The organism is Geomonas anaerohicana (assembly GCF_016458305.1).
Lineage (GTDB): Bacteria > Desulfobacterota > Desulfuromonadia > Geobacterales > Geobacteraceae > Geomonas > Geomonas anaerohicana.
Genome location: NZ_JAEMHL010000001.1, coordinates 180293 through 193778 on the forward strand (window position 1 = coordinate 180293; position 13486 = coordinate 193778).

11 protein-coding genes are annotated in these 13486 nt (G+C 67.3%); 1 reads left to right on the top strand and 10 read right to left on the bottom strand.

All coding sequences use genetic code 11. The features are described from left to right. Window positions 1-31 precede the first annotated feature (31 nt). Window positions 32-2770 (top strand): MASE3 domain-containing protein, encoded by a 2739-nt coding sequence (locus tag JFN91_RS00815; RefSeq protein WP_199387329.1) that lies wholly within the window; start codon window positions 32-34, stop codon window positions 2768-2770. Between the two features lie 99 nt (window positions 2771-2869). Here the strand turns inward: JFN91_RS00815 and JFN91_RS00820 are convergent, their stop codons facing one another. The 10 genes from JFN91_RS00820 to JFN91_RS00865 all read right to left on the bottom strand — a co-directional run bounded on the left by JFN91_RS00820 (window position 2870) and on the right by JFN91_RS00865 (window position 13443). After that, window positions 2870-3388 carry a c-type cytochrome gene (locus JFN91_RS00820; protein ID WP_199387330.1) on the bottom strand — a complete coding sequence of 173 codons (519 nt, stop codon included), beginning with the start codon at window positions 3386-3388 and terminating at the stop codon, window positions 2870-2872. Next, window positions 3385-3675, bottom strand: a complete 291-nt coding sequence (locus JFN91_RS00825; RefSeq protein ID WP_199387331.1) for a hypothetical protein — start codon at window positions 3673-3675, stop codon at window positions 3385-3387. The genes JFN91_RS00820 and JFN91_RS00825 overlap by 4 nt, the downstream gene beginning before the upstream one ends. 7 nt (window positions 3676-3682) lie before the next feature. Continuing rightward, the gene (locus JFN91_RS00830) at window positions 3683-3964 is read right to left on the bottom strand and encodes a hypothetical protein (protein WP_236014859.1); all 282 of its coding nucleotides are present in this window, start codon (window positions 3962-3964) and stop codon (window positions 3683-3685) included. Window positions 3965-3973: 9 nt separating this feature from the next. After that, entirely contained in the window at window positions 3974-4321 is a 348-nt protein-coding gene (gene ccoS / locus JFN91_RS00835; protein ID WP_199387332.1) for a cbb3-type cytochrome oxidase assembly protein CcoS, read from the bottom strand. A 140-nt stretch (window positions 4322-4461) separates the two neighbouring features. Beyond that, window positions 4462-5451: a cbb3-type cytochrome c oxidase subunit II gene (locus JFN91_RS00840; RefSeq protein ID WP_199387333.1), complete on the bottom strand. Its 990-nt coding sequence runs from the start codon at window positions 5449-5451 to the stop codon at window positions 4462-4464. Then, window positions 5448-6833 (bottom strand): cbb3-type cytochrome c oxidase subunit I, encoded by a 1386-nt coding sequence (locus JFN91_RS00845; protein WP_199387334.1) that lies wholly within the window; start codon window positions 6831-6833, stop codon window positions 5448-5450. The genes JFN91_RS00840 and JFN91_RS00845 overlap by 4 nt, the downstream gene beginning before the upstream one ends. A 156-nt stretch (window positions 6834-6989) precedes the next feature. Next, the gene (locus JFN91_RS00850) at window positions 6990-7568 is read right to left on the bottom strand and encodes a cytochrome c3 family protein (RefSeq protein WP_236014861.1); all 579 of its coding nucleotides are present in this window, start codon (window positions 7566-7568) and stop codon (window positions 6990-6992) included. After that, on the bottom strand, window positions 7565-8620 hold the full coding sequence (locus JFN91_RS00855) for a hypothetical protein (protein WP_199387335.1): 1056 nt from the start codon (window positions 8618-8620) through the stop codon (window positions 7565-7567). Before JFN91_RS00855 ends, JFN91_RS00850 begins: the two co-directional genes overlap by 4 nt. Next, window positions 8607-10478 carry a quinol:electron acceptor oxidoreductase subunit ActD gene (locus JFN91_RS00860; RefSeq protein ID WP_328745265.1) on the bottom strand — a complete coding sequence of 624 codons (1872 nt, stop codon included), beginning with the start codon at window positions 10476-10478 and terminating at the stop codon, window positions 8607-8609. Before JFN91_RS00860 ends, JFN91_RS00855 begins: the two co-directional genes overlap by 14 nt. 64 nt (window positions 10479-10542) lie before the next feature. Further along, window positions 10543-13443, bottom strand: a complete 2901-nt coding sequence (locus JFN91_RS00865; RefSeq protein WP_199387337.1) for a molybdopterin-dependent oxidoreductase — start codon at window positions 13441-13443, stop codon at window positions 10543-10545. Window positions 13444-13486 lie beyond the last annotated feature (43 nt).

Here is a 13486-nt window from a genome sequence, read left to right on the forward strand (position 1 = left end):
TGACAAGCGAAGCACGCGGAGGGATGCGAAGATGCCCCACGGTGAGGTGCGTTCGAGTTGGCAGTTGGCGCTGCCGGTGCTGGCCATAGCGGCGGGGATCCCGTTCCTGCTCCTGGAGCTGTTCGGCTCCACGCTGTACGTGGTGCTGGACGTCCCCGCCTACCTCACCTTCCACAACACCGTGGAAATATTCAGCGTCATGGTCTCCCTCTCCATCTTCGGGGTGGGGTGGTTCTCCTACAACCAGAGCCGCGACCGGCACACCCTCTTCCTCGCCGTCGCCTTTTTGGGCATCGGTCTCATGGACTTCATGCACACCCTGGCCTACACCGGGATGCCCCCCCTGATCACCCCCAATACCCCCAACAAGTCGACCCAGTTCTGGATCGCCGTGCGCCTCTTCTCTGCCGCCTCCTTCCTGGCCAGCGCTTTTGTCGACGAAAGGTGCAGATGCCGGTGGCTGGGAAGGCTGCCGCTCCTGGCCGGGGTGCTGTGCATCACCGCGATTTCCTTCTGGGTCATTGTCTTTCGCCCCGACCTGGTGCCGGATACCTTCGTGGCGGGGGTGGGGCTCACGCCGTTCAAGAAGGGGTCCGAGCTGGTCATCATCGCCCTGTTGGTGCTGGCCGCCATCGCCTACCTGAAGCGGCTCACCGCCTCGCGGGACCGCATCTACCTGTACTACCTGAGCGCCTTCATCCTCTGCATCGTGAGCGAGCTCACCTTCACCGTCTACAAAAGCGTCTTCGACAGCTACAACGTGCTGGGGCACCTGTACAAGCTGTTCGCCTTCATGCTGATCTACCGCGGCATCTTTGCCGCCGCCATCAAGCGCCCCTACCGGCAGCTGCACCAGGCCCTGGGCGAGTTGCGCCACACCAACGACCTGCTGGTTGCCATCATGGACTCGATTCCCCACTGCATCTTCTGGAAGGATTGCCGCAGCGTCTATCTCGGCTGCAACCGGGAGTTCGCCAGGAGCGCGGGGCTCGCCGATCCTGCCGAGATCGTGGGCAAGTGCGACTACGACCTCCCCTGGAGCCGCGAAGAGTCCGAGGGGTACCGGGCCGACGACCGTGAGGTCATGTCGAAGAACCAGGCCAAGATGCACATCATCGAGAACCTGACCCAGGTCGACGGCAGCGTGATCTGGATCGATACCAGCAAGATGCCGCTTACCGACGAGGACGGCGCGGTGCGGGGGGTGCTCGGCATCTACGAGGACATCACGGAGAGAAAGCTGGCCGAGGAGCGGCTCTCGGAAACGCTGCAGTTCAACGAGGAGATCGTCAACAGCGCCCGCGAGGGGATCATCGTCTACGACCGCGAGCTGCGCTACCTGGTCTGGAACCCGTACATGGAGGAGATCAGCGGGACGCCTGCGAGCGAGGTCCTGGGCAGGCGCCCTGCGGAGGTCTTCCCGTGGCTCGCGGATACCGACCAGGTGCGCCGCCTGGAGCTGCTTGTGGCCGGCGGCGCACCCACCATGGTCGAATTCTGCGGTAGGCACGTGAGCGGGAGAGCGCTGTGGCTCTCGGACGCCTCGGCCCCGTTGAAAAGCAGCTCCGGCGAAATTATCGGGGTCATCGGCACGGTGCGCGACATCACCGAGCGGCGCGTCATCGAGGAGCAGTTGCGCCAGGCCCAGAAGCTGGAGTCGGTCGGGCGGCTGGCGGGCGGAGTGGCGCACGATTTCAACAACAAGCTCACGGTGATCATGGGGTGCGCCGAGCTGGCTGCGCGGCAGACCCGGGAGGCCTCGCTGCTGGAGCACCTGCGCCTGATCGTCAAGGCCGCCGAGCAGTCGCGGGACATCACCAGGCAGCTGCTCGCCTTCTCGCGCCAGCAGGTCGTCACGCCACGGATCGTTCAGGTCAACGCCATGCTGGTGGAGCTGAAGAAGTCGCTGGGGCGGCTGATCGGCGAAGACGTCTCCATCGTACTGGCGCCCGGGGAGCAGCTCTGGAACATCTGTATCGACCCCGTGCAGCTGGACCAGATCGTCATGAACCTGGTGGTGAACGCGCGCGACGCCATGCCCCAGGGGGGGACCATCACCATCGAGACCGCCAATGAGCAGTTCGCGGCGCCCCCTCCCCTGTACCCGGAGGCGGCGCCGGGGGCGTACGTACGGATCACCTGTCGCGATACGGGGGTGGGGATGGATAGCGAGACCCGCGCCCACGTCTTCGAGCCCTTCTACACCACCAAGGAGCAGGGGAAAGGGACCGGGCTCGGCCTGGCTACCGTGTACGGCATCGTCAGGCAAAACGGAGGCTTCATCGGCCTGGAGACGGCGCCCGGTTCGGGGAGCGTGTTCAGCATCTGGCTGCCGAGGTGCGTCGGGGGGGATGAGGACCAGGAGCCGCAGCGCCCTGCGACGCCGGAACGGGGAGCGGGAACGGTGTTGCTGGTCGAGGACGAGGACATGGTGCGTGAGTTGACGGCGAGCATCCTGGAGTCAATCGGGTACCGCTGCCTCGCCACGGCCGACCCGCGGGAGGCGCTGGAGGTGGCGGCGAACCCGGAGGTGGTCATCGACCTGGTGCTCACCGACGTGGTGATGCCCGGCATGCGGGGACCGGAGATGATGCAGCGGATGCGGCTCCAGCGCCCGGAGATGAAGTGCATCTACATGTCCGGGTTCACCGATGACATCCTGGCGGAAGCGGACGGGAACTGGGAGGGGGGGGCCTTCCTGAAGAAGCCGTTCCAGATGGAAGAGCTGGCGCGGCTGGTTCAGTCGGTGCTCGGCGCGCAACCCCGGTGATATCAGCGGGCCAAACGTTCCCCCCTTGTTAAAGGGGGGGCAGGGGGGATTTAGCCGAGCTAGCCCCGGCAATGAGGGGCGCGGGGTGCCGGGGCGGGGTCAGCGGGGGGCATTGAGCGAGCCGGGGGAGTTGAGGGAGCGCAGGTAATGGACCAGCGGCCAGCGGTGGGCGGCCGGGACCACGCGTTCCAGCACCGGTTCATGGCCGGCCCCGGTCAGCATGGCGCGCAGCAGTTCCCCGTCGCGGTAGGCGGCAACTTTCGGGAGGCGCAGGTCGGCGGGGCGGGGGACATAGCTGTTGCCGACGGGGCCGTCTCCCGCTCCCGACACCCCGTGGCAGAACGTGCAGTAGTAGCCGTAGTAGACCGCGCCCTGCGCCACGGCAGCCGGGGTCGCCGGGACCGGGTTGGCCAGTCCGGCGGCATCGGCCTCGCCGGGAGCACGGTCCGGCGAGGGGGTGACGCTCACCGCGCCCGCTGCCGGCGCCGGGAGCACCATCTGGAACTCCCGCACGTGGTGCTGCACGGTCATGCGCGGCCCCCGGACCAGGATGTACCCGAAGAGCACCGTCCCCAAGAGAGGGGGCGCCAGCACCATGAAGAGCGTAAGCTTCCTCATCTGTCTCCCCCCCCTTTTCCGCTTTGCGTCATCGGTGGCAGCGGCACTGCCTCCGGCAGCGGCCGGATCTGCCGCTGTACCTTCCCGCGCGGCTCCTCGCTGGAATAGATCGACTCCGCCGGCGCGTCCGGAAGCTGTCCGAAGTCCCAGCGCCGGGGCGCGTCCTGGACCAGGAGGTACACCAGCCAGCCGAACCCCATGATGGAGCCGCTGAAGGCGATCAGGATGACCCACTCCCAGGGGGAGCGCAGTTCCTGGTGCTCGTCGTAGTCGGGCTTTTGTTCCATGGTCGCCTCACCAGTTGGGGGGGATGGCGTGGTTGTGCGTGACCTCGAACAAGGTGAACGCGATGCAGACCCCGAAGAGGATGATGATCACCCAGGGCATGAAGCTGCGCAGCCAGCGCAGGAAGTTCAGTGGGCCGCGCACCTTGATCGTTTCGCTCTGTTTCTCGACGCCGCGCGGCAGCCAGAGAGCCTGGTAGGTGAGCGCCGCGAGCAGCACCAGCGCCGCGCCCGCCAAGAGCGCGATCACCAGCCACTGGTTTTGCAGCACGTACAGGTAGAGCATCAGCATGGCTGCCCCCTAACCACGATCCCTCGGCATGTTCAGCTTCCCCCTCCCTTGCCCTCCCCCTCCGGGGGAGGGGACGATGAACCTGAAGTCCCCAGCTTCGCTATCGCCGTATCCCGCCTGGCTCCTCCCCCCGGAGGGGGGAGGTCGGGAGGGGGGCTTTAGCGTCTTTGCTCCGGTTGCCGGCGCCTGGTCCTCCGGAATGCCGCTATCCAGCGCCAGGTAGCGTGCCCGTTCCTGGTCCGCGAACTGTCCCGCCCGTACCCCCCACAGGAAGAAGACGATCAGCATCCCGCACATCAACAGCGGAAAGCAGATCCAGATGATCAAGAAAGCCGGTGTATCCAACGCGCTGGTCATAATCTCTCTCCGTCTTCTCTTTGCGTTTTCTCTCTGTCCGGCTTCGCCGTGTGCACCTCCCCCCGGAGGGGGGAGGCCGGGAGGGGGGCTGTCGTCAACACCTTTCCCCCTCCCCAACCCTCCCCCTCCGGGGGAGGGAGTTACGGCGCCTGGTTCACCGCCGGCGGCGGGTACGGGTTCTGCCAGTTCCCCTCGTAGGAGGCGTCGATGCCGCGCGGCTCCGTGTTGGCGTCGGTATAGCCCAGAAACGACACCGCCAGGTAGTTGGCCAGGTCCCAGATCTTCTCGCTCTCCAGGTGCTTCTTGAAGTAGGGCATGGCGGTGCCGGTGATGCCGTTCATGATCTGGTAGTAGAAGATGCCGCCGATGTACCGGTTCTCCACCAGGTGGCGCCTGAGGATGGTGAAGTTGAGCGGGGGCGGCCCCAGGAAGGGCTGCGCCGGGCCGTTGCCGTCGCCGATCGGGCTGTGGCAATTGATGCAGAGCTGCTGGTAGATCCTCTTGCCGCGCTGCAGCGCCGCCTGCGTGGCCGGGTAGGGGTTGGGCATCCGGCGCCAGACCTCGGGGACCTGGGCGTGCAGCCACTCGATGTTGCGGTCCACCCCCCCCGCGTAGGCGGCCTGCGCCTGGCGCTTCCACTCGCGTTGGCGTTTTTGCCGCACGTCGGCATCCTTCCCCCCGAGCGACTGCACGTAGGCGGCCAGTGCCGTGATCTCGTGCCTGGTCAGGAAGTCCCAGGCCGGCATCACCGAGACGGGCGTGGTGTAGCGCGGGTTGGTGAAGTGGGCCATGTTCCAGTCGTCGCTGTGTTCCCCCCCTTCCTGGGACAGGTCCGGGCCGGTGCGCTCGCTCCCCAGGATGGCAGGTTCGATGCCGGCGTAGTCGCCCGCCCGGGCAATGCGCTCCGCCCCGACGTCCCAGTCACTGACCCGGATGAAGAGCGAATGGCAGTAACTGCAGCCGTTTTTCACGTAGAGCCGGTGCCCTTCCCGCTCAAGGGGGGAAAGCGGCCGCCAGATATCGCTGGGGGTGTCCTTCATGGTCATGGAGGGAAGTCCGACGATGATAAAGGTGGAGGCCCAGAAGACCAGCAGCGCGCCGACGATGAGAAAGGCCGGTGTCATCTTCATGCCGCCTCCTCGCCGCGCAGCAGGGGCTCTTCTGCCCGCGCCGGACGCAGGGTGAGGTACAGGTTGGCCAGGCCGACCAGGGAGCCGGTGAGGATGAAGATTCCCAGCGCGGCCCGCATCACCATGAAGGGAGAAAGCTGCGGCAGCACCCGTAGCACAGTCTCGCCGTTATGCCAGGCGCTTCCCTGCACCAGCCCCGCCATGGTCAGCACGACGAAGAACCCGGTCAGGCCGAAGGTGATCAGGCCGAACTGCAGGTTGATCAGCTTGTTGGAATAGACCGGGCGCCGGCTCACCAGCGGCAGCACGTGCCACATGGCCCCCAGCGCGATGTAGCCGCCGAAGCCGAGCATGGCGATGTGGGCGTGCCCGATGGTCCAGTTGTTGAAATGGGTCACCCGCTGCAGGAAGGGGAGCGACTGCAGCGGGCCCTGGATGCAGGTGATGATGTACCAGACGACCCCCCCCATGACGAGCCGTGCCGGCGGGTCGTTCCAGACCCTCCCCCCGAAGCCGCGCGCGGTGAGCCAGAGGTTGATCACCACGATGGAGACCGGGAGGACCATGGAGACGGAGTCGACCACGGACACCGTCTTGAGCCAGTTGGGGATGGGGGACTGCAGCACGTGGTGCCCGCCGATGTGGCTGTAGAGCGCGATCAGGAACCAGAAGCCCAGAAGCGACAGGGTGTGCGAGTTGAGCGGGGTGCGGGTGACGCGGGGGATGACGAAGTAGGCGGCGCCGGTGGCCAGCGGCGTGATCAGGAGCCCGGGGAGGTTGTGCCCCCAGAACCAGAGGAACAGGGAGTCGATCAGCCCCGGCATGGCCCCGGTCGCGGGGTGCCACATCACGTTCCCCAGGGGATAGTTGCTGGCGGTCCAGAGGAAGGTGGCCATGAAGTACCAGATGGAGACGTAGAGCTGCGGCTCGCGGCGGTTCACGATGGTGAGCGCCGTGTTGACGATGAGGCAGGCGACGGCGATCACCAGCGAGACGTCGGCGAGCCAGACGTACTCGTTGTACTCGCGTCCCTGGGTGTAGCCGAAGGCGAAGCCCAGGGGGCCGCTCAGGACGGTGAGGTTCCAGAAGGCGAAGGCGATCCAGGCCAGCGGCTCCGACCAGAGCCTGGTCTTGAGCAGGGCCGGGAGGTAGTAGAGGCCGACGCCGACCAGCATGGTGCCGGTGAAGCCGTAGAGCATGGTGTTCACGTGCACCGGGCGCTCCCGTCCGAACACCAGGGGGGCCACGTGGGGCAGGAACTCCGGCGCCACCAGGTGGATGGCGGAGAACATGCCGTAGACGGCGCCCACCACGAACCAGACCGCGCCCGCGACCATGAAGGCAAGCGCCGCACTCTGGGGTTTGTGGAAAGACTTGGTCATTGACGTTTCCTCGATCGTTTGTGCCCCCGGATGGGAGGGGATTTTTCACTCCCTCCCCCGGAGGGGGAGGGCTGGGGAGGGGGAAAGGCATCGGCCATGCTGCGGCACCCCCCTCCCGACCTCCCCCCTCCGGGGGGAGGAGGTAACGGCGCAGGTTTACCTATGGCAGACGAAACAGTCGTGGGTGACGCGGTTGGCCTTGTGGCACCGGATGCAAAAGCCCATCTCGAACTTGACCGCGCCCGCCACCCGGTCCATCTGGCGGATGTCGCCGTGGCAATGGCTGCAGTCGATGCCGCGCCGCAGGTGCATGGAGTGGTCGAAATAGACGAACTCCGGCAGCCAGTTCACCCGCTGCCAGACGACCGGCTGGTTCTGGGCCACCAGTTCCCGCAGCCGGGCGATGTACGGATAGGTGCGGATGATGCGCGAGTGGCAGAGCAGGCAGGTCTGCAGTGGCGGAATGCCGGCCCGCGAGGAGCGCGTGGCACTGTCGTGGCACATGAAGCAGCTGACGTGCTTGAGGCCGGCGTGCACCCGGTGGCTGAACGGGATGGGCTGGCGCGGGCCGAGCCCCACCGGGTAGAGCCGGTCCAGGTAGATGAGCGCGGCCAGGGCGGCGCACAGGATGACCCCGGCGGCGACGGCGTTGCCCCACAGCGGCATCCCGCGCGGAGGCCCCCCCTCTTCCGGCGCTTTCCTGGGCGCCCTATCCGGTCCGGCTGCCGGCGTCATGGCCGCCCCCGGTCCACCCGACGCATCCAGGTCATGCCGAGCCCCAGCACCCCGGCGAAGCCGGCGGCCAGGGAAAGTTCATGCAGCCCGAGCCGGGGCGCCGGGTCGAAGGTGGGCGCCACCAGCCACCAGCGCTCCAGCCACAGCCCGGACAGCACCAGGAGGGAAATGATGCACAGGATGCGGCGGTTCTTCTTGGCGCGGATGGGGAGCAGCAGCACCAGCGGCCCGAAGTAGACCAGGGCCAGCAGGAGGATGCTCACCGGTTGCCACTGCGCGCCGTGCAGGCGCGGGACGATGAAGCGGACCTCGCGCGGCAGGTTCTCGTACCAAAACGGCAACAGGTGCGCGTACATGAGATAGGTGGTCATCAGGCTGAAGGCCACCATCAGCTTGCCCAGGTCGTGGAGCAGGTCCGGTTCCACGTCCGGGCGGCGGGCGGCGAGCAGGGCCCAGCAGGTGATGCCGATGTAGAGCCCGGACATGAAGAAGTAGCCGCCGGCGAGGTTACTATGCCAGTACGGGTCGAGCGCCATGACCAGGTCGAAGCCGAGCAGGGAGAACACCAGGCAGTACACCAGCACCAGGACCGTGCCGCTCGCCTTGCCGTCCCCGTCCCGGCGCTTCTTCAGGTGGTACAGCGCCATGCCCCAGAAAACGATCAGCGCTGCCAGGTCCCGCCCCATCACGAAGTCGGGATGCAGCCAGATCCCCTGGTGGTAGTGGATCCCCTGCCAGGGCGCCCAGAGAGCGTTACCGACCCACAGCAGCACCAGGGCGGCCAGCGAGGGGAGCGCAAAGGAGATGCCTGCCGTGGCGATCCGTTCCGCGCCCAGGTGCCAGCGGCCGTTGCAGGCCGCCACCAACGGCGGCCAGACCGCGATGCCCCCCGCCAGCGAGGTGAAGAACAGGAAGTTCACCAACAGCGAGCGCCACGCCCTGCGCTCCTCGGGCCCGTTCAGGAGCACGACCCAGACCGCGATCCCGGCGACGGCGAGGATAAGCCAGAGCGGCAGCCAGAGCTTGGTCGGGGGGTGCTCACTGGTGGACATGGAATTCCTCCGGGCGGGCCGGCAAGAGCCGCTCCTGCAGCTGCCGGACCTGGTCGGGACCGCAGCTCACCAGCAGGCCGAACTTGTCGCGCGAAAAGCGCGGGTCGTAGAAGGGGAGCGTCTCCAGGCGGAACAGGCGGGCCAGCAGCGCGAGCCCGAAGAGGTTGGCGAGGCTCCCGATGAGGATGGTCCCCTCGAAGCTGACCACGCAGAACGGGATCCAGGACAGGGGCGGCTTGCCGCCCACGATCAGGCTGTTCACCAGCGCGGTGCCGCCGGCCAGCCAGAACCCGCCGGTCAGGCCGGCCACGGCGCCCGCCAGGGTGATCAAGCGCACCGGGCTCTTCTTCAGCTTCAGGACCTCGGTCAACTGCTCGAGCTTCACCGGCGAGAAGGTTTCCATCACCTCGAAGCCGCTGTCGCAGCAAAGCTTGGCGGCGCTGACGAGGCTGCCGGCGCTGGAGAAGACGGCGAGCACGGTGGGGCGGTGCTGGGGCAGCCTCTGGGCGACCCGGTGCAGGCAGGGCTCGGTCGGGGGGAGTTCCTCCTCGGCGATCTGCCCCTTCAGTTCGCTGAGCGGCACGGTGGGGAGGCCCCTCGTGAACAGGACGAAGAAGAGGAAGAAGAAGCCGAAGGATCCGGCGGTGATGGTCAGCTCGACCCAGGTGGGGAGGTAGCGCCCGAAGTTGTGGGGGAGGAAATCGTGCGCCTGCGCGGTGTAGATGATCATCAGGCGCTCGTACCACATGCCGACGTTGACCAAGAGCGAGATGACGAAGAGCGGCAGGTAGTGGGTGCGCAGGCGCCGGAACACGAAAAGCCAGGGAACCAGCACGTTGCAGATCACGCAGAGCCAGTACATCCACGCTACCGGACCGAACATGAGCCACTTGTGGTTCTGCCACTCGACCGGGTCACCGGAGTACCAGGCGATGAAGGCCTCCACGGCGTAGGCGTAGCCGACGATGGTGGCGGTAAGAACGATGGTTTTGGCCAGCATCTCGAAGTGGTGCATCTGGACCAGGCGCTCCAGGTGCAGCAGCCTGCGCATCGGGATCAGCAGGGTGAGCACCATGGCGAGCCCGGAATGGATGGCGCCGGCCACGAAGTAGGGGGGGAAGATGGCGCTGTGCCACCCCGGCAGAAGGCTCATGGCGAAGTCCCAGGAGACCACCGAGTGCACCGAAACCACCAGCGGCGTCGCCAAGGCGGCGAAGAAGAGGTAGGAGCGGCCGTAGTGGTGCCACTGGCTCCCGGAGCCGGACCACCCGAGCGACAGGGCGCGGTAGAGGCGGCTTTTCAGGCGTATCGGGCCCAGTTGTGCGCGGTAGCGGTCACGTGCTGCCGCCAGGTCCGGGATCATGCCGACGTACCAGAAGATGAGGCTCACGGTGAGGTAGGTGGAGACGGCGAGGACGTCCCAGACCAGTGGGCTCACGAAGTTGGGCCAGAGCTCGCGCTGCGACGGGTAAGGAACGATGTAGTAGGCGGCCCAGAGCCGGCCCAGGTGGATGAGCGGGAAGAGGCCGGCGGTCATCACCGCGAAGATGGTCATGGCCTCCGCCGAGCGCGACACCGCGTCGCGCCACTTGGCGCGCAGCAGGTACAGGATGGCGGAGATGAGGGTCCCGGAGTGTGCGATACCGACCCAGAAGACGAAGTTGGTGATGTAGATCGCCCAGCCGACGGGGCGGTTCAGTCCCGTCACCCCCATGCCCGCCTGGGTCTGGTACATCAGGCAGAGCCCCCCGAGACCCGCCAGTCCCGCCAGGGAGACCACGGCAAGGTAGAACGCGAAGCCGGGTTTCTCCATGGCGTTCAGGACGTCGTCGTTGATTTGGCCGTAGCTCGGCGGCACAGGTGCTCTCCTTTGCCGGAAGGGGACTGGCTCCGCAGGTGCCTGTCCCCCTGCGGGGTCCGACTCAGACCAGGTCATTCTCTACCCTGCGTAGAAACGTCACGGCAGGCTTGGTGTTCAGCTCGTGCAGCAGGTGGTAGCGGCGCGGGTCGCCGCGGGTGATCCTGGTGACCTGGGCGCCGGGGTCGAGCAGGTCGCCGAAGGTGAAGACACCGGCCGGGCAGGTCTGGGCGCAGGCCGTCACCACCTCGCCGTCGCGCAGCTTGCGCCCCTCCCGCGCCGCGCGATACTCGGCCTGCCGGATGCGCTGCACGCAGAAGGTGCACTTCTCCATGACGCCGCGCTGGCGCACGGTCACCTCGGGGTTCAACTGCAGGTCCAGCGGCTTTCTCCATTCCAGGTTGATCCAGTTGAAGCGACGCACCTTGTAGGGGCAGTTGTTGGAGCAGTAGCGGGTGCCGATGCAGCGGTTGTAGATCTGGGCATTCAGCCCCTCCTCGTTGTGCACTGCGGCGAAGACGGGACAGACCGGCTCGCACGGGGCGGCGTCGCAATGCTGGCAGTGCAGCGGCAGCCAGGCGTAGCGCCAGGGACTGCCGGGGATGCGGTAGGGGGGGACGCGCAGCCATGCCATCTCCCGGCCGTCCGCCACCAACTCCGGGCCGATCACCGGGACGTTGTTCTCGGCGTAGCAGGCGACGGTGCAGGCGCCGCAGCCGATGCAGCGCTGCAGGTCGATCACCATGGCCCAGCGGTGCTTGACGTGTTCGTGCTTCGGGTACAGGTCGCGGTCGGCGTGGTACCCCTCGGGGAGCGGGAGGTCGAACTCCTCCTTGGACGGGTTGGCCGCGCGCAGCACCGAAAGCGGCACCGACTGGAGCAGGTCGCGGTGCAACTGCTCCCGGCGCAGCGCGGTCTTGATGGGGCGGGGGGCGTCTGCGGCGACGCGGCTGACCCGGCAGGGGGTGAAAAAACCAGCCCGCTGCACGGCGTCGAGCAGGAGGAAGGCGTTGGAGCCCACCCCCCTCGCGTTCTTGCCCAGGGCGCTGTGCCCCTGACCGAGTCCGATGGCCGCGCTGTGTTCGTCAATTTCCGTGGTGATGCGGACCGGCGCCCGCAGCGATCCGGCGACGGTGGCGAGTTGCACCAGATCCCCTGCCTCGATGCCCAGCGCCGCTGCTTTCCTGGGATGCAGGTCGATCCAGTTGCCCCAGACGATGAAGGTTACCGGGTCGGGCGCCTCCTGCAGCCAGCCGCGGTTGGCCAGGTGCCCGTCGTAGAGCATGATCGAGGCCCAGGGCCACAGCTCCACGTCCTCGACCCGTACAGGTCCCGAGGTGCGCTGCGCCTGGAAGGAGAGTCCGGCCAAGCGCGGGGCGGGCGCCGTGCCCGGAGGCGGTGTGGTTTCCTGCCACGCCCCTCCCGTCCTGAGCGCGGCCTGCCAGCCACGCTCCGCCTGATCGCTCCCGCCGCCGAAACCGCGCTTCTCCTTGAGCCACTGCAGCAGGTCGGCCGGCGTCGTGCCCCGCGCGGTCCGAAGCGGCCTGCCGGCCTGCCGCGCCAGCGCGATGAGGACCTCGCCGGCGTTGCGGGTATCGTAGAGGCGCCCCATCACCGGCTGCATCAGGCCGTCCACCCCCGGTTCCGGCTGGTATTCGCCCCACGACTCGAGCGGCGTGTCGGTGGGGAGCACCCAGCGCGCCAGTTCCGCCGTCTCGTCCAACTGCGATCCCAGGTACACCACCATCCCGGCCCGCTCCAGCCGCTCTGCCGCTGCTGTCCTGGAGTAGGCGGGGTTGGCGCCGAGTACGAAGAGGACGTCCTGCGGGCCCAGGGAGGAAAGAAACAGCTCCAGCTCCGTCTCCCGGGCGCTGCTGCTGAGGGCATGGGGGCGGGAGAAATCGACCGTAGTGCCGATCGCTCCGACGGCGTAGTTGAGCAGGGCGATGCAGAGGGCGGTGTCGGTGGCGGCCGGGCCGCCGCCGTACTGGGGACCCGCGAGCGCCACGGGGCGGCGCGCCGACGTGAACCCGCGGGCCACCGTCAGCAGGAGCTCCTGGTCCAGCGCGGGGAGGGGGGATGAGTTGAACAGGGCGTCCAGCGCCGGCCGGACTGACCTGAGATCGTTCCTGTTCCAGTCCCGGTCCATGATCACCCTGAGCAGGGCCGCGGCTACCACCGGGAGCTGGCGGGGGGAAACCTGGACGAAGTGGTCCGCATTGCTGGCAGTCATGGAGAGACGCGGCCCCAGGTAGGCCATCCGGGTCGGCGAGGCGCCGTCACGGTAGGCACGGCCGTCGGAGAACTGCCGTGCCTGGCGCACCGGCGATCCCCACGTTTCCAGGAAATCGGCGGCAAAGCTCACGATGAAGTCGCTCCCTTCCAGGTCGTAGCGGGGGATGATGGGGAGTCCGAAGAGCTGCTGGTGGGCGGCGCGGAGGGCTTCGTAGTCGAAGGGTTCGTAGAAGAGGAGCCGGTCCGAACCGAAGGCGGCGGCAAAGGAATGTAGCACCTCGGCCTGGGCTCCGGTCTGCAGGGTGGACAGCAGCGCCACCCTTCCTCCCGAGCCGAGCCGGGTGGCGATGGAATCCAGCGCCTCCTGCCAACTCTTGGGCCGCAGCTTCCTGCCGCTGCGGTAGAGCGGCGTGGTGATCCGGTCCGGGTCGTAGAGCCCCTGCAGCGCGGATTGTCCGCGCGCGCAGAGCGTGCCCCGGTTCACCGGGTGCCCCGGGTTCCCCTCCGCCTTGGTGGCGCGGCCATCCCGGTTGGCGATGTGCATGCCGCAGCCGGCAGGGCATTCCCGGCAGGTCGTGGCGAAATAGGTCCAGTTGCCAGGGGTGATCTGCTCCGGCGGGATCACCTTGGGGATCAGACGGTTGACCAGCTTGCGCGGCTGATCGGTCGCCAGCGCGATGCTGCTGCCCCCCGTGATCCACAAGAAGGTGCGTCTGGACATCTCGGACATCGGCACGCCCCCGGAACATTCTCATCGCTTCAATGAGAGCGAA